Genomic DNA, 16,315 nt, shown 5'->3' on the forward strand with positions numbered 1-16,315 from the left:
GGCGCGTGGTCACTGCTTTGCAGGGCCGCCGGCCGAGACGCCGACCTGGGCCGGGCGCAGCAGGCGATCGGCGATGGTGAAGCCCGGGCTCATCACCTGAATGACATCACCGGCCTTCGTTCCGGGAACCGGTGCCTCGAACATCGCCTGATGAAACTTGGGGTCGAAGCGATCGCCGGGCTTCGGGTCGATCTTCTCGATCTTGTTGCGCTCGAAGGCGTTCAGGAGCTCGCGCCGCGTGAGCTCGATCCCCTCCACGAGGCCGGGCGCCGTGTCACGCACCGCGTCGGTCACGTTGTCGAGCGCCCGGTCGAGGTTGTCGTGCAGCGAAAGCATGTCGCGGGCGAAGCGGGTCGCACCGTAGAGCTCGGCATCGCGGCGGTCGCGCTCGGCGCGTTTGCGCAGGTTCTCGGTATCGGCGAGCGCGCGCAGCAGGCGATCCTTCAGGTCGGCCACCTCGGAGCGGAGCGCAGTCGATTCTTCGGCCGCGACTGCCTCGTCGGTGATCTCCTCGTCGGCCACCTCGGCCTCGGGGTCATCGAGGAACGGGTCGCCCTCGATCTCCTCCATCAGGTCGTGCCTGTTCTTGCTCTTCGCCATCGCGTCCTCTCCTAGCCTCGGCCCGACACCAGCCGGCCCACCAGCTGGGCGGTGTAATCCACGATCGGAACGATTCGGCCGTAGTTCAGCCGGGTTGGCCCGATCACCCCCACCGCTCCGATAATCTTGCGGTCGGCATTCATATAGGGAGACACGACGAGAGAGGAACCCGAAAGTGAGAAAAGCTTGTTCTCCGATCCGATGAAGACGCGCACCCCGGCCCCCTCCTGCGTGAGGTCGAGCAACTGGGCGAGATCGCGTTTTCGCTCCAGGTCGTCGAAGAGTTCGCGGATGCGCTCGAGCTGGCTGGCATCGGCATTCCCCTCCAGCAGGTTCGAGCGGCCGTGGACGATCAGGCGGTCGCGCCCGCCATCGGAATCGCTCTCCCAGAGCGCCGCGCCGGTCTCGACCAGCGTCCGTGACAGCTCGTCGAGCTCGGCCCGCCGCCGGGTGATCTCGGCATCGACCACGCCCCGCATCTCGCCGAGAGTCCGGCCCTGCAGGATGGCGTTCAGGAAGTTCGCCGCCTGACGCATCGCCGAGGGCGTCAGGCCGAGCGGCGGCGTGAAGAGGCGGTTTTCCACCTGTCCGTCCGCCGTCACCAGCACCACGAGCGCACGATCCGGCCCGAGCGAGACGAACTCGATGTGGCGGATCGGCGCTTCGGTCTTGGGCGTCAGCACCAGGCTCGCGCCGTGAGTGAGCCCCGAGAGCATGTCCGCCGCCCGGTCGAGGATCGCCGGCACGTCGCCGTCATTCTTCGACAGCGACCGTTCGATCTCCGCCCGCTCCGTGCCCGAGACGTCTCCCACCTCGAGAATCCCGTCGACGAAAAGCCGCAATCCGAGCTGCGTTGGCAATCGCCCCGCCGAGATGTGCGGGCTGTCGAGCAGTCCCAGATGCTCAAGGTCCTGCATGACATTGCGAATCGTCGCCGCCGAGACCGGCTCCGCGAGCCGGCGGGCCAGCGTGCGCGAACCGACCGGTTCGCCGGTATCCAGATAGGTCTCGACCAGACGGCGGAAGACCTCGCGGCTGCGCTCGTTCAGGTCTGCGAGGGATGACTGAGGAGCTGCCAAGGTGCGCCTGCGTTCGGAATGCTGGCCGAAATCCTGAAGCGGCATGTCGGCGCGGTCAATCCGCCGCCCGGCCGAGAGGCGGCGGATATTTGCGACGGCCGATCACTCCCGCGGGAGGCCGCCGCAGACCGGATGAGGCAGACCGGATGAGAGAGAGCCTCAGGGAGGGAGGCCTCAGAGCAGGAAGTCGGCGGCCACCAGTTTTGTCAGGCTCGCCACCTCGATCGAGAAGTCCGCGATGCCGTCGCCATTGACGTCGCCGTGCACCAGACCCTTGTCATAGCGCAGCTCTCCCGCGGCCCCGGAGAAGGCGCGGCTGCCGATCAGGTGGAAGGCCTGGTCGCCTGTCTTGCCCATATCGGCGTCGATCTCGCGCAGGTCGATCAGATCGCCCTCCGCATGGGAGAAGTCGCGGATGGTATCGACCGCGGTTGACCCGACGGTCGCCGTGCCAAAGACGAAGGTATCTGCGCCGTCGCCGCCGACCAGGACGTCCTTGCCCGGACCGCCCCGCAGCACGTCATTGCCGCCCTCGCCCATGAGATGATCGTTGCCACCCGCGCCGATCAGGCTGTCGTCGCCGGCGCCGCCCTGCAGGATGTCCCCCGAGCTCGTGCCCCGGATGAGCCCGGCGCTGTCGGACGGTGCGGACGTATCGGCGCCTGCGCTGCTCGAAGAAGAGGAGGTCGCCGCCGGCTTGAACACAACATCGACCCAGTAGTTCGTCGCCTGGTACGACTGGTTCGGGAACGAGCCGGCGCCGCCGTACTTGTAGACGCCGCTCACCGCCGTCAGCGGGCCATTGGTAAACGCACTGTTAAAGAAGTTGACGCTCGCGGAATACTCGCCCGTCGGGGCGTGGTAGGCCGCCACGTAGGTCTTCCCGCCGGTGACGGTGATGGGTGCGGAGAGTTGCACCTCCTGCCAGCCCGATGCGGTCTCGTTGGTGAAGGTCGCCTTGGCGAGCTGCTTGCCGCCGCTCGCGAACAGGTGCGCGGTGTGTGTGCCGTCGTTCTCCGGCCCCTTGTAGAAGCGGATCGCGGTGATCTGGCCGGTGACCGCGGGCTTGAACCTGATCCCGAGCTCCACCGACGCCGTATCGACGTCGGTCACGATGTCCGGCCTTGCTCCGGCACCCCAGAAGCTGTGGGTGGAACCGGAAGGCGCGGTCGGGGAGACGCTGATTGACGCCTTGCCGGTGTCGCTGAGCCCGGCGGGATCCGTCACCTTGTACGTGAAGCTGGCGGTCCCGCTGAAGCCCGCCGCCGGCGTGAACACCACGTTGCCGTCACCGTTAAGCCTCACGGTCCCGTTCGTCGCACCACCGACGCTGGCAAGCTCCAGCGCATCGCCGTCCTGATCGGTGTCGTTGGCGAGAAGGCTCGCGGCGGTGATGGTGATCGCGGTCCCCGACGCCGTCGAGAAGCCGCTGTCGTCATTGGCGACCGGCGCATGGTTCGTGCCCGCCGGCGGGTTCGTACCGAGCTCATAGGCTCCGAGATCCACCGTCCCGACCACCCGGCTGCCGCCGTCGAGATCAACACCCGCGAGACCGTGGGCGGCGCTGCCGGTGTTGACGGCCGGAGAGCTGCCCGACAGATGGAAGTCGCCGCCCCAGGCGTTCACGAACTTCGGATCGACCCCAAGCAGGTTGCCGTTCGCCGCAGTGGGTCCGGTGTTGCCGCCCTCGTTGTTGATCGACGCCTTGCCCGGGGTGCCGTTGAAGGTGAGGTTGTTGACCCACTTCGTGAACGAGTTGTCGCCATAGTCACCGATCGCGACATTGTTGGAATTCTTCGACGGATCGGCGACCGCGATGTTGTTTACAAAGGTATTGTTGTTCGAATCCTGATTGCTGATTTCACCCCGCCACGTTCCCGAGTTCAGTGGATCCGTGTTATTGTGCCATGAAGTGTTATTCCGCACCGTGACATAGTCACTCCAGGCGATCTGGATCCCTTTTCCGCCATTCGAATAGACAAGATTGCCCTCGACGAGTGCTCCCTTGTTGTAGGAGCTGAAATTGTTGTTCTGCGTGCTCTGGAAATCATCAATGATGATCCCATTGCCATCACTGTGGCCGCCCGACTTCGTCACGTTGTCGTATGAGACATTGTTGACGATGAACGTCCGGATTCCGGAGGACGAATCGTTGGTGATGTTCCGATTCTGGTAGACCGAAATGCCAGAAAACCAACCGTCGCTGGCATTGTTGTAGGTCGTATTTCCTTCCACCCTGATGAAATCAGAGTAATTATACTGGATGCCAGATGCGCCTGCGTCGTGAACCGTGTTGTTCAGCACCTGAGTGTGATGGACGTTGTTTGCCATGATGCCATGGCTCCCCGCACCCCTCACGTCAAAGCCTTCGACCTTCACGTAGTTCGCGGCAATGTTGATCCCGTTGTTGGAGCCAGACGCGACGATCTTGGCGCCGCCCTCTACTTCCGAGCGAATGGTGATGTAGCCACTCGCTGTGCCGCTTTTCTGGATGGTCATTGTCTCGTTGTACGTACCGGACCGTACCACAACCTCATCGCCAGGCTTCAGCGCTGCCGACATCGCCTTGCTGAGTGTCTTCCAGGGCGCACTGGAGCTGCCAGCCGCGCCGTCGTTACCGCTGGTTGCAACATAGTATGTGGTCATCGCTATTGTCCTATCCCTCAGTTATGCCAAAGTACATCTAGCACCGCGTACACAACCAAGGCGCCGCACTGGCAACACCTTCTTCGCCCCGATGACTTTACGTCATCGGATCATTCCTATGATCACTCGCGCAACGAAACGTCGTGCGCTAACAGCAGTGATTAGATCACTGGCTCGGCAGCCTTAGCTACCCCTGCATCCATCCCAGCCAACGAATTCACCGAAAGCCCCTCTGGATAGAGAAGACTTTCTTAAGAAACCGTAGTCAGCCCAAGATCGACGGGTGGAGACTGGTTTAAATGGGCAGATGCACTGCCTCAAGCACAGCGATGACAACTTCGACACTCCGGCGGATTCATGCCGGCGTCAAGCCATTATTGATCGTATAGGTACAGCCAGGCTCGCAGAGCGAGCGAGGCGTGGTGAGCGATCGGGCCCTTCTTCAGACCGCAACGCCCTGCCGGGAGCGACGCGCGGCTTCGAAGGTCCTCGCTGCCGCCGCGCTGTGGAGCCTGCCTTGCCGCCTGCCGATTGCGGGCGTATCACGCCGCCGCCGCGACAGGAGGGCGAGACCGGTGACGACCGAGCCAGACAACGAGAGCACCGCCCAGCCCGCGATCGTCCTCGTCGGCCCGCAGATGGGCGAGAACATCGGTGCGGCAGCGCGCGCCATGTGGAACTTCGGCCTCGACCGGATGCGCCTCGTCGCGCCCCGCGACGGGTGGCCGAACCCGAGGGCCGTGGCGATGGCGAGCGGCGCCGGGCGGGTTCTCGACAAAGTGAAGGTCGCGGCCACCACGGCCGAGGCCTGCGCCGACCTGACGCGCGTCTATGCCACGACCGCCCGCGACCGGGCGATGACCAAGACCGTGATGAGCCCCGAGGCGGCGATGGCCGAGGCGCGGGCGCTGGCGGCGGCGGGCGAGCGGGTCGGCATCCTGTTCGGGCCGGAGCGGGCCGGGCTCGAGAACGCGGACGTCATCCGGGCGAACGCGGTCATCTCGGTGCCGACCAATCCGGCGTATTCCTCGCTCAACCTCGCCCAGTGCGTGCTCCTCGTCGCCTATGAGTGGCAGCGCGCGGCTGGTGTGACCGCGGTCGAGCACCGGCTGGCGGGTACGCGGCCGGCGGAGGGCGCCGAGGTCGACCGACTGGTCGGGCATCTGGTCGAGCGGCTCGACGAGGTCGGCTTCTTCTATCCCGAGGCGAAGCGGCCGAGCATGATCGCGAACCTCGAAAACCTGCTCCGGCGCTCGCCGCTGACCGATGCCGACGTCCGGACGCTGCATGGCGTCGTCCGGGCGCTGGCCGAGAAGGTCCGGGGCCGGAAGTAATCCCGCTTGCCGCCGCCCACCCGCGGCGCCTAAATCGCGACCGAAACCGGAGGCGCGCATGGCCAAATCCCGCAGCATCTTCGAGGACGTAGGCGCCGGCGGCGCGACGCCGCCGCCCGTGGCGTCAAGGCCGGTCGAGCGGCGGTATCCTCGCCGGGCGATCGCCGTCTGGCTCGCGATCCTCTTTGCGCTCCTCGTCGCGATGATCGCGGTGGGCGGGCTGACGCGGCTGACGGACTCAGGCCTCTCGATCACAGAGTGGAACCCGGTCTCCGGCGCACTGCCGCCCTCGGACGCGGCGGCGTGGCAATCAGAGTTCGACAAGTACCGGGCGAGCCCGCAGTACGCGGAGCTGAACCAGGGCATGACGGTCGACGAGTTCAAGGCGATCTACTGGTGGGAATGGGGGCACCGCCAGCTTGGGCGCGCGATCGGCGCGGTCTGGGCGATCGGGTTCCTCTGGTTCCTCGTCCGCCGGCAGATCCCGCCGGGCTGGACGCCGCGCCTCCTCGGGCTCGGCGTGCTCGGCGGCATTCAGGGAGCAATCGGCTGGTGGATGGTCACGTCCGGGCTCCGGACCGGCATGTGGAGCGTCGCGTCCTACCGGCTCGCGGTGCATCTCGGGCTCGCGTTCCTGATCCTCGGACTCATCGCCTGGTACGTGCTGCGGCTCGGGCGCTCCGAGGCGGAGCTGTTGCAGGCGCGGCGGCTGCGGAACGAGACGCTGATCCGCTGGGGGACGGTGCTGATGGTGCTGGCCTTCGCCCAGATCCTGCTCGGGGCGCTGGTAGCGGGCATCGACGCGGGCCGAAGCTATACCGACTGGCCGCTGATGGGGGGCGAGGTCTTTCCCTCGACGGCGTTCAACCTGATGCCGGTCTGGTCGAACTTCCTCGATAACCCGGGGCTCGTTCAGTTCAACCACCGGGCCGTCGCCTACCTGCTGGCGCTGCTCGGAATCATTGCGTTCATCCGCAGCCGGTCGAGCTCGATGGTGGCGATCCGGGGCGCGTTTGCGGCGATGCTGACGATGCTCATGGTTCAGGTCGGACTCGGAATCGGCACGGTGATGCACGCCTCGCCGCTGTCGCTCTCGATCCTGCACCAGCTCGGTGCGGTGGCACTTTTCACGCTGATCATCCGGGCGCGCTTCGCCGCGCTCTATCCGCAGGCCCAGAAGATCGCCCGGGGGCGGTAGCGGAAACCGGCCCCGCGCAAGGTGCGCGGGGTCATCAAGACATTGATCCTGCCGGGTTCTCCGATCCACGTTAACCGGATCTCAATTCCGGTCGACGGCACCGGTGCGGCGATGCTGCGCCTTGCTCAGAGATCGCCCTCGAGCCCGTCGTCGCCGACCGGCGGCGTTGCGTCGCCGTAGGGTGGCGGCGGTGGAGGGGTGCAGGCCGCGAGCAGGATCACGGCGAGAAAGAGCGCGGCGGCGGTGCGAACCATGACGGCCTCCCGGAATTGGTCGCAAAGGAGGAGCGCGCGTTTGCGCGCTGTCAAGCCGCCTCCCTTGCATCGGCCCGGCAATTGCGACAAAACCCGGGCGATTGGGGCGCGAGGGCGTGCCCCGGAGGGGACTCTCATGGCTGACGGCGGACTGGACAGAGACGCGCAACCCACGGTCGACATCGACGTGCGCGAGACGTTCGGGATCGATGCCGACCTTACGGTCAAGGGCTTCGCCGAGCCGACCGACCGGGTGCCCGACCGCGATTCCACCTACCAGTTCGACAAGGACACGACGCTGGCGATCCTCGCGGGCTTTGCCCACAATCGCCGCGTGATGATCCAAGGGTATCACGGCACGGGCAAGTCCACCCACATCGAACAGGTGGCGAGCCGGCTCAACTGGCCGTGCGTGCGCGTCAATCTCGACAGCCACATCAGCCGCATCGACCTGATCGGCAAGGATGCGATCAAGCTGCGCGACGGCATGCAGGTGACGGAGTTTCAGGAGGGCATCCTGCCCTGGGCGCTCCGGAACCCGGTGGCGATCTGCTTCGACGAGTACGACGCCGGCCGGCCGGACGTCATGTTCGTGATCCAGCGCGTGCTGGAGGTCGACGGCAAGCTGACGCTGCTCGACCAGAACAAGGTGATCCGCCCGCACCCGTATTTCCGGCTGTTCTCGACCGCGAACACCGTGGGCCTCGGCGACACCACCGGCCTCTATCACGGCACCCAGCAGATCAATCAGGGCCAGATGGACCGCTGGTCCATGGTCGTGACGCTGAACTATCTCAGCCACGACAGCGAGCAGAACATCGTGCTCGCCAAGTACCCGTCCTACGACACACCCGAAGGCCGCAAGACCGTGAGCCGGATGGTGACGGTCGCCGACCTGACGCGGGCCGCGTTCATGAACGGCGATCTTTCCACCGTCATGTCGCCGCGCACGGTTCTTGCCTGGGCCGAGAACAGCCGGATCTTCGGCGACGTCGGCTTTGCCTTCCGTCTCACGTTCCTCAACAAGTGCGACGAACTCGAGCGCCAGACCGTGGCCGAGTTCTACCAGCGCTGCTTCGACAAGGAACTCCCCGAAAGCGCGGTCAGCGTCAGCCTCGGCTGACGGACCCGACAATACGGTCAGCGTCAGCCTCGGCTGACGCAACCGTCGAAATCCCTTGAACTTTCTGCCGGCTTCGGCGTTCTTCTCCGGAGGAACGAGGAGAGGAAGCCATGGGACTCTGGGATTTCGTGAAGGGCGCCGGCAAGGCTCTCGGTATCGGAGAGGCTGAAGCCAAGGAGGCGCCGCCGACTTCGGAAGCACTCAAGAAGGAGATCGAGGATCTCGGTCTCAAGGCGGACGGCCTCGACGTCACCGTCGAAGGCGACACCGTGAAGGTCTCCGGCCGCGCCGCGACTCAGGAGGAACGCGAGAAGATCATCCTCGCCACCGGCAACGTCGCCGGCGTCTCCAAGGTCGAGGACGCGATCGAGGCGCCCGACGCGGCGGAGCCGGTCTTTCACACGGTGGTCAAGGGCGACACGCTCTGGAAGATCTCCGAGAAGACCCTCGGCAACGGCGCGCGCTATACCGAGATCTTCGAGGCGAACAAGCCGATGCTGAAGGATCCGGACAAGATCTACCCCGGCCAGGTGCTGCGCATCCCCGCGAAGTGAGAATTTCCGGGAGCCGCGGCGCGGCTCCCGGTTTTCCCGGCTTGCACTCGCGCCCCCGCCGGTGATCTATCGGCCCATGCCGAAACCAAACGACAACCCCGCCGATCCGTTCAAGAAGGCGCTTGCCGAAGCGACCCGCGCCATGGCGGGCGAGCGGGAGCTCAACGTCGCGTTCTCGGTCGATCCGCCGGGCTACTCCGCCGGCAACGTGCGCCTGCCGCAGATCACCCGTCGCATGACGCGCGAGGAGGTGCTGCTCGCCCGCGGCACCGCCGACGCCTTCGCGCTCCGCCTGCGCTTCCACGACGCCGCGACACATCGACGCTATGCACCGCAGGGCGATACCGCGGCGGCGCTTTTCGAGGCGATGGAGACGGCGCGCTGCGAGGCGATGGGTGCGCGCGCCATGCCCGGCACCGCCGGCAACATCGACGCGAAGATCGCCGAGGACGCCCGGCGCATGGGCTATGCCGAGATCACCGACCCGAAGCAGGCGCCGTTGGCGCAGGCGGCGGGCTATCTCGTGCGATCGCTCGCCACTGGCCGAGCGCTGCCGAAGGGTGCGGAAAACGTCATGCAGCTCTGGCGCGGGCATCTGGAGGCGCAGGCCGGCGCGACGCTCGCCGGGCTCGACGCGGTGCTCGATGACCAACAGGCCTTCGCCCGCTTCGCACGGCAGGTGATTGACGACCTCGGCTACGGTGCCGAGCTTGGCGATGATCCTGACCTCGACGATCAGGACGAGGAGGACACCGGCGACGACGACGCCGAGCAGGAGCAGGAATCCGGCGGAGACGCTGAAAGCGACGAGGACGACGAGAGCACGGCGGAAGACGCGCCGTCCGACCAGCAGAGCGAACAGCAGGATCTCGCGGCCGCGCTGGAGCAGTCCGACGACGCCGAGATGGCCGAGGAGATGGACGCCGAGGACAGCGAGGCGCCCGACATGCGCCCGCCGCCGCCGTTTTCCGAGGCCGATCCCGGCTACAAGGTCTACACGAGCCAGTTCGACGAGGAGATCGCCGCGGAGGATCTCGCCGACGCGCAGGAACTCGACCGGCTGCGCGCCTATCTCGACCAGCAACTGGAGCCGCTGAAGGGCGCGGTGTCGCGGCTGGCGAACCGCTTGCAGCGCCGGCTTCAGGCGCAGCAGAGCCGGGCGTGGGATTTCGATCTGGAGGAGGGCACGCTCGACGCCGGGCGCCTCGCCCGCGTGGTCGCGAACCCGATGACGCCGCTGTCGTTCAAGATGGAGCGTGACACCGACTTCCGCGACACGATCGTGACGCTGCTGCTCGACAACTCGGGCTCCATGCGGGGCCGGCCGATTTCGATCGCGGCCATCTCGGCGGATGTGCTGGCGCGCACGCTGGAGCGCTGCCAGGTGAAGGTCGAGATCCTCGGCTTCACCACCCGTGCCTGGAAGGGCGGCCAGAGCCGCGAGACCTGGCTCGGGGCACAGCGGCCGGTGCTGCCCGGGCGGCTCAACGACCTTCGTCACATCGTCTACAAGGCCGCCGACGCGCCGTGGCGCCGGACGCGGCCGAACCTCGGGTTGATGATGAAGGAGGGGCTCCTCAAGGAGAACATCGACGGCGAGGCGCTGGAATGGGCACACCGCCGCCTGATCGGCCGGCCAGAGGCGCGGCGCGTGCTCATGGTGATCTCCGACGGCGCGCCGGTCGACGATTCGACCCTGTCGGTCAATCCGGCGAACTATCTCGAGAAGCACCTGCGGGACGTCATTGCGATGATCGAGCGGCGGCGGCTGGTCGAGCTCATCGCCATCGGCATCGGGCATGACGTGACGCGCTACTACTCGCGCGCGGTGACGATCACCGACGTGGAGCAGCTTGCCGGGGCGATGACGGAACAACTCGCGGCGCTCTTCGACAATGATCCGGTGCGTCAGGGCCGGGGAGCTCGCGGGCGGCGCCGGGCCTGAGCGCGCTCCCGTGATGGAACGCGCGGCAGGATGACGCATTGGCCGCAAGGACAGGAGGACTTCGATGATCTCTGGACTTGGACTTGGCGGCCTTATCGTCCTGGTGCTCGACATCTGGGCGCTGATTTCGGTGGTCGGATCGAACGCGAGCACCGGCTCGAAGCTGATCTGGGTGCTGGTGATCCTGCTGCTGCCGGTCATCGGCTTCATCGCCTGGCTGATCTTCGGCCCGCGCGCCGCGAGGGGCTGAGGCCCGCACACCCGCCCGCAACCCCGGCGGAGTGCTGCGCGTTGCGCTGACGGGCAATGCGCCCATGGCGCCATCCGGCCCATGTCATTTCATCGCACCGATCGTGTCGCCTTCAGCGGCGGCGGCGGGGTGCGGCCGCGCGACGGAGCACCGACATGCGACTTTTCTCCTGCCAGAACTGCGGGCAGCTGCTGCACTTCGAGAACTCGGTCTGCATGCGCTGCGGCAGCTCGCTCGGGCTCATCCCCGAGACGCTGGAGCTGACGGCACTGGCGGCCGAGGACGGCGCCTGGCGGGCGCTGGCGGACAATGGGCTCTGGCGGTACTGCGAGAACGCGACGCTCGGTGCCTGCAACTGGCTGGTGCCGGCGGGCGGGGATGCGGTCTATTGCCCGTCGTGCCGCCTGAACCGCACGATCCCGGACATCTCCGACCCGGTCCGCGCCACGCTCTGGCGGGAGATCGAGGTGGCCAAGCGCCGGCTCGTCTACGCGCTCCGGCGCCTCCGCCTGCCGATCCCGAGCCGGGCGGAGGGCGCGGCGCACGGGCTTGCCTTCGACTTTCTCGCGGACTCCGATCCGAGCGCGCCGGTGCTGACCGGGCACGACGACGGGCTGATCACGCTCAACATCGCCGAGGCGGACCCGGCCGAGCGGGAGAGGCGGCGGGTGGAGCTGGGCGAACCCTATCGGACGCTGCTCGGGCACATGCGCCACGAGATCGGGCATTTCTACTGGAACGAATTGGTGCGTGACGGCGGCAAGCTCGACGCCTGCCGCGCGGTGTTCGGTGACGAGACACTCGACTATCAGCAGGCGTTGCAACGGCACTACCAGACCGGCGCGCCGGAGGGCTGGCAGGAGGGCTACATCAGCGCCTATGCGACGATGCATCCGTGGGAGGATTTCGCCGAGACCTGGACCCACTATTTGCACATCGTCGACACACTCGACACGGCGGAGAGCTTTGGCGTCACGATCGAGCCCGATGTGAGCGACGACCCCGATACCGTGGTGGAGCTGACGTTCGACCCGTATCGCACGCGCAACTTCGACAAGCTGATCGACGCGTGGCTGCCGCTGTCGGTGGCACTCAACAGCCTGAACCGCAGCATGGGGCAACCGGATCTCTATCCGTTCGCGCTGACCCCGCCGGTCATCGAGAAGCTGCGGTTCATCCACCAGCTCGTGCGCGGCGCGAAACGGTCCGGGTGAGGCGTGTTGCCGGTCTGGCCGGATTGACCGCCCGCCCCGGCGGTCGCTAACACGGGTGCCCGACGACAAGACGAAGGACCCCCCATGCTTCAGGATTTTGCCCAGCGCACCACGCCCGGGACCGGGGCCGCGCGGGTCGCGGCGCTTCGCGGCGCCATGGCCGGCGCCGGGGTCGATGCCTTTCTGATCCCGCGCGCCGACGCGCATCAGGGTGAGAACGTCGCCCCGCGCGACGAACGGCTGGCGTGGCTGACCGGTTTCACCGGGTCGGCGGGCTTCGCCATCGTCACCGCCGAGCGGGCCGTGGTGTTCGTTGACGGCCGCTACCGGTTGCAGGTGCAGGGACAGGTCGATCAGGCGGTCTTCGAGATCCGCCGCATCCCCGAAGACACCGCCGCCGACTGGCTGACCGAGGTGCTGCCGCAGGGCGGTCGCGTCGGCTATGATCCGTGGCTGCACACGGCGCGCGAGATCACCGAGCTTCGCGACAAGGTCGGGTCGCGCCAGCTCGGGCTGGTGCCCGGCGCGAACCTCGTCGATGCGGTCTGGGCCGACCAGCCGGCGGCGCCGACGCGCCCCGTCGTGCCGCATCCGGCGGACCTCGCGGGCCGGAGCTCGACCGAGAAGCGCGGCGCCATCGCGCGCGATCTCACCGAGCGAGACATCGCGGCGGCCGTCCTGACGCTGCCTGACTCGATCGCCTGGCTGCTGAACGTCCGGGGCAGCGACATTGCCCGGACTCCCGTGCCGCTCGCGTTTGCCATCCTGCACGCCGATGCAAGGGTCGACCTCTTCACCGCCCCGGAGAAGCTCGACGCCGCCGCGCTCGCCGCCCTCGGGCCGGAGGTGCGCGTAGCGCCGGAGGCGGAGTTTGGCCCGGCGCTCGACGCGCTCCATGGCCGTGTCGCCGTCGATCCGGCGACCGCCCCCGTCTGGGTGTTCGACCGCCTCGACGCCGCCACTGGTTGCGAGGCCGTGCCGGAGCGCGATCCCTGCATCCTGCCCAAGGCACAGAAGACCGGGGCTGAGCTCGCCGGCACCCGGGTGGCTCATCTGCGCGACGGCGTGGCCTTCGCCGAATTCCTCGCCTGGCTCGCCCTTACCGCCCCGGAGGGTGGGCTGACCGAAATCGACGTGGTGCGGCGTCTGGAAGAGACACGCGCCGCGACGGGCGCGCTTCGCGACATCTCGTTCGAGACGATCTGCGGCGCCGGCCCGAACGGCGCAATCGTCCATTACCGTGTCACCGAGGCGACGAACCGGGTGATCTCACCCGGCGAGCTGCTGCTGATCGACTCGGGCGCACAATACCTCGACGGCACCACCGACATCACCCGCACGGTGGCGATCGGCGAGGTGCAAGCCGAGGCGATCCGGCCATTCACGCTGGTCCTGAAGGGCGTGATCGCCATGAGCCGGGCGCGCTGGCCACAGGGCCTCGCCGGGCGCGACATCGACGCCATCGCCCGCGCGCCGCTCTGGCGCGCGGGGCTCGACTATGATCACGGCACCGGTCACGGCGTCGGCGTCTATCTCGGGGTGCATGAAGGTCCGCAGAGCCTGTCGCGGCGCGGCCTGGAGCCGCTGCTGCCGGGGATGATCCTGTCGGTCGAGCCCGGCTACTATCGTGACGGCGCCTTCGGGATCCGTACGGAAAACCTCGTCATCGTCCGCGCGCCCGAGACGCCGGAGGGCGGCGACCGGCCGATGCTCGGCTTCGAGACCCTGACGCTCGCGCCGATCGACCGGAGCCTGATTGACCCGAGCCTGCTCGATACCGACGAGCGGGCGTGGCTCGATGCCTATCATGCCCGCGTGCTCGCGGCGCTCGGGCCGCTGGTCGATACGGAAACGGCGCGCTGGCTCACGGGAGCCTGCGCGCCGCTTTGATGGAGGCGGCCGCCGGTGGGCGGCCGCGATCTCGACGTCAGAGGAAGAAGTCCGACGCCTGCAGGGCGTGGTGGTTCGCGATGTCGATATGGAAATCGGCAACCTTGTCGCCGTTCACATCGCCAGCGACGTGGCCGTCGGAATAGCGGAGCTGGCCCGCCTGACCGCTGAACCCCTTCGAACCGATGTAGGTGAAGGTCTGGTTGCCCGACTGACCGGCGTGGGCATCGATGTTGCCGAGGTCAATCTTGTCGCCCTGGGCGCGGGAGAAGTCGCGGATCTGGTCCTGCCCGGTGCCCTTGCCGGCCTCCGCCACCGTCTTGAAGACGAAACGATCGGCTCCGGTGCCACCGATGAGAATGTCCTTGCCGGTGCCGCCATGCAGGACGTCGTTGCCCGCGCCGCCGTCGAGGGTATCGAGCCCGCCGCCACCGGTGAGCAAGTCGATCCCCCCGAAGCCGTTCAGCTTGTCGTTCCCGGCAAGACCGTTGAACACGTCGTTGCCGGCGGTGCCGTTCATGACGTCGCGTCCCGAGGTGCCGGTGACCGTTGGGGTCGGCGTCGGATCCGTCGGATCTGTCGGGGTGGTTGGAACCTCCGGCTCGGGCTCCGGGCTCGGGGTCGAGCCGCCACCGCCGCTGCCGAACTCGTAGGCGCCGATGTCGATCATGCCGACACGGGTACCACTGTCGAGGCCGACCGAGAAATATCCGAAGGCCTTGGTGCCGGCATCGATCGCCGGCGAGCCGCCCTTCAGCTCGAAGTTGCTGCCGGGGTTGACGAAATTCGGATTGACGCCGAGGAGATTGCCATCGCCCTTGCTCAGGCCGACGTTCGAGCCGGTGAGCCGGACCGATTCAACGCCATCCTTGCCCGCAAAGGTCAGGTTGTTCTTCCACGTGTTGTTCTTGTTGGTGTACCCGACGAACGACGTGTTATCGACCGCCGTGTTATGGCCGCTGATATTCGGGTTTGCGACACCGATATTGTTGACCCAAATGTTGTTGCTCGAGTTCATGTTGCTGAGCTCGCCGTGCCACGTGCCGGTCTTCTTCGGGTCGGTATTGTTGTGGTACGCGGTATTGTTGCGCACCGTCACGTAGTCGCTCCAGGCAAGCTGAATGCCCTTGCCGCCATTGTTGTAGACAAGGTTGTTCTCGACCAGCGACGCGAAGAGGTAGGCCTTGCCCTCGCCCTTGGTGTGGCGGAAGTCATCCATGATGATGCCGTTGCCGTCGCTGTGCGGCCCCGACTTCGTCACGTTGTCGTAGGAGATGTTGCCGCGCACGATGATGCGGAAGCCCTTCGACGAGGTATCGCCGGTCACGTTCTCCGGGTGGAAGATCGAGATGCCCGAATAGAACCCGGTCGCGGCATTGCCATAGGTGACGTTGCCTTCGACGGTCACGAACTCGGAACGCGAGGCCGAAATACCGTGCCGGAGGTTGTCGTGGACGATGTTGTCGGTGATCTGGACGTGATGGACGAGGTTCGCGGTGACGCCAGCGCCCGTCGCGCCTGTGATGTTGAACCCGTCAAGCTTGACGTAGTCAGCCTGAATGTGGACGCCGTAAGTATCAGTGGCGACGATCTTGGCGGCACCGGGCTTTTCGGAACGGAGCGTGATGTAGTCGTTGGCCGTACCGTTCTTACTCATGCGAACGGACTCGTGGTAGGTGCCCGCACGAACGACGACTTCGTCTCCAGGCTTGAGGTTCGCCTGCATCGCCTTGGAAATGGTCTTCCAAGGATTCGACGAGCTTCCGTTACCGGAGGCGCTGCCCCCGGCTGACACATAGTACGTAGTCATTCACTGTCCCTTTAGTCTTCTCAGGGCCTTAACCAAGCAAGAGAATCCAACCTCGTTAATGGGTTGGTAATATTCCCTAGGAGCACACCACCAACACGGCGCGCCTGACCTCTTGGAGCCCGATCATTTCTCCGACACCAACTCCAGGCTACTTCAGCCTGATGCCAGCGCCGGAACCAGCACTGGCCAATTGAGTATGTGCCCAGAGCTTGTGCCTCAAGCGCTAGATCGTCATGAAGTCGTATTGAGCGAGATCCCGCCGTTTTTACCGTTTACGGCGAGCGGTGCGGAACCCAACACCGTTTGCGCAATATGGCGCTTTGAGATGGGGAAAACCGGACTGCCTGAACAAGATCGAGGCGCCGCAGGAGCGGCGCCTCGCGGCAGTTCAGGGCGCCTTCCGTGTATCAGCACTGCC

At 66.4% G+C, this 16,315-nt stretch carries 13 protein-coding genes; 8 read left to right on the forward strand and 5 right to left on the reverse strand.

Translation table 11 applies throughout. The features are described 5' to 3' along the window. Positions 1 to 9 precede the first annotated feature (9 nt). From grpE to HNP73_RS06530, 3 genes are all read right to left on the reverse strand, one after another. Positions 10 to 570: a nucleotide exchange factor GrpE gene (grpE, locus tag HNP73_RS06520; protein ID WP_184148065.1), complete on the reverse strand. Its 561-nt coding sequence runs from the start codon at positions 568 to 570 to the stop codon at positions 10 to 12. 41 nt (positions 571 to 611) lie between these two features. After that, on the reverse strand, positions 612 to 1,679 hold the full coding sequence (hrcA, locus tag HNP73_RS06525) for a heat-inducible transcriptional repressor HrcA (protein ID WP_246399552.1): 1,068 nt from the start codon (positions 1,677 to 1,679) through the stop codon (positions 612 to 614). Positions 1,680 to 1,853: 174 nt separating this feature from the next. Then, on the reverse strand, positions 1,854 to 4,325 hold the full coding sequence (locus tag HNP73_RS06530) for a DUF4082 domain-containing protein (protein WP_184147770.1): 2,472 nt from the start codon (positions 4,323 to 4,325) through the stop codon (positions 1,854 to 1,856). A gap of 575 nt (positions 4,326 to 4,900) precedes the next feature. Between HNP73_RS06530 and HNP73_RS06535 the strand changes: the two genes are divergently transcribed. Beyond that, positions 4,901 to 5,659: an RNA methyltransferase gene (locus tag HNP73_RS06535; protein ID WP_425486618.1), complete on the forward strand. Its 759-nt coding sequence runs from the start codon at positions 4,901 to 4,903 to the stop codon at positions 5,657 to 5,659. 58 nt (positions 5,660 to 5,717) lie between these two features. Continuing rightward, on the forward strand, positions 5,718 to 6,857 hold the full coding sequence (ctaA, locus tag HNP73_RS06540) for a heme A synthase (RefSeq protein WP_184147771.1): 1,140 nt from the start codon (positions 5,718 to 5,720) through the stop codon (positions 6,855 to 6,857). Positions 6,858 to 6,982: 125 nt separating this feature from the next. Here ctaA and HNP73_RS23640 read toward each other — a convergent pair whose 3' ends face one another. Beyond that, positions 6,983 to 7,111: a hypothetical protein gene (locus tag HNP73_RS23640; protein ID WP_281379179.1), complete on the reverse strand. Its 129-nt coding sequence runs from the start codon at positions 7,109 to 7,111 to the stop codon at positions 6,983 to 6,985. 136 nt (positions 7,112 to 7,247) lie between these two features. Here HNP73_RS23640 and cobS point away from each other — a divergent pair, with 136 nt between their 5' ends. The 6 genes from cobS (at position 7,248) to HNP73_RS06570 (ending at position 14,087) form a co-directional block, all read left to right on the forward strand. Then, the gene (gene cobS / locus HNP73_RS06545; RefSeq protein WP_184147772.1) at positions 7,248 to 8,234 is read left to right on the forward strand and encodes a cobaltochelatase subunit CobS; all 987 of its coding nucleotides are present in this window, start codon (positions 7,248 to 7,250) and stop codon (positions 8,232 to 8,234) included. A 110-nt stretch (positions 8,235 to 8,344) separates the two neighbouring features. Next, positions 8,345 to 8,788 (forward strand): peptidoglycan-binding protein LysM, encoded by a 444-nt coding sequence (lysM, locus tag HNP73_RS06550; RefSeq protein WP_184147773.1) that lies wholly within the window; start codon positions 8,345 to 8,347, stop codon positions 8,786 to 8,788. Between the two features lie 76 nt (positions 8,789 to 8,864). Next, a complete protein-coding gene (gene cobT, locus HNP73_RS06555; protein WP_184147774.1) occupies positions 8,865 to 10,733 on the forward strand; it encodes a cobaltochelatase subunit CobT in 1,869 nt (622 codons plus the stop codon). 64 nt (positions 10,734 to 10,797) lie between these two features. Next, positions 10,798 to 10,983: a PLDc N-terminal domain-containing protein gene (locus tag HNP73_RS06560; protein ID WP_184147775.1), complete on the forward strand. Its 186-nt coding sequence runs from the start codon at positions 10,798 to 10,800 to the stop codon at positions 10,981 to 10,983. A gap of 155 nt (positions 10,984 to 11,138) precedes the next feature. Then, positions 11,139 to 12,197: a zinc-binding metallopeptidase family protein gene (locus HNP73_RS06565; RefSeq protein ID WP_184147776.1), complete on the forward strand. Its 1,059-nt coding sequence runs from the start codon at positions 11,139 to 11,141 to the stop codon at positions 12,195 to 12,197. Between the two features lie 84 nt (positions 12,198 to 12,281). Then, complete coding sequence (locus tag HNP73_RS06570) at positions 12,282 to 14,087, forward strand: aminopeptidase P family protein (protein WP_184147777.1); 1,806 nt, start codon at positions 12,282 to 12,284, stop codon at positions 14,085 to 14,087. Between the two features lie 37 nt (positions 14,088 to 14,124). On the opposite strand, the gene HNP73_RS06575 is transcribed toward HNP73_RS06570, so the two are convergent. Further along, complete coding sequence (locus tag HNP73_RS06575; protein WP_221288236.1) at positions 14,125 to 15,744, reverse strand: right-handed parallel beta-helix repeat-containing protein; 1,620 nt, start codon at positions 15,742 to 15,744, stop codon at positions 14,125 to 14,127. Positions 15,745 to 16,315 lie beyond the last annotated feature (571 nt).

Source organism: Amaricoccus macauensis (assembly GCF_014201905.1).
GTDB lineage: Bacteria > Pseudomonadota > Alphaproteobacteria > Rhodobacterales > Rhodobacteraceae > Amaricoccus > Amaricoccus macauensis.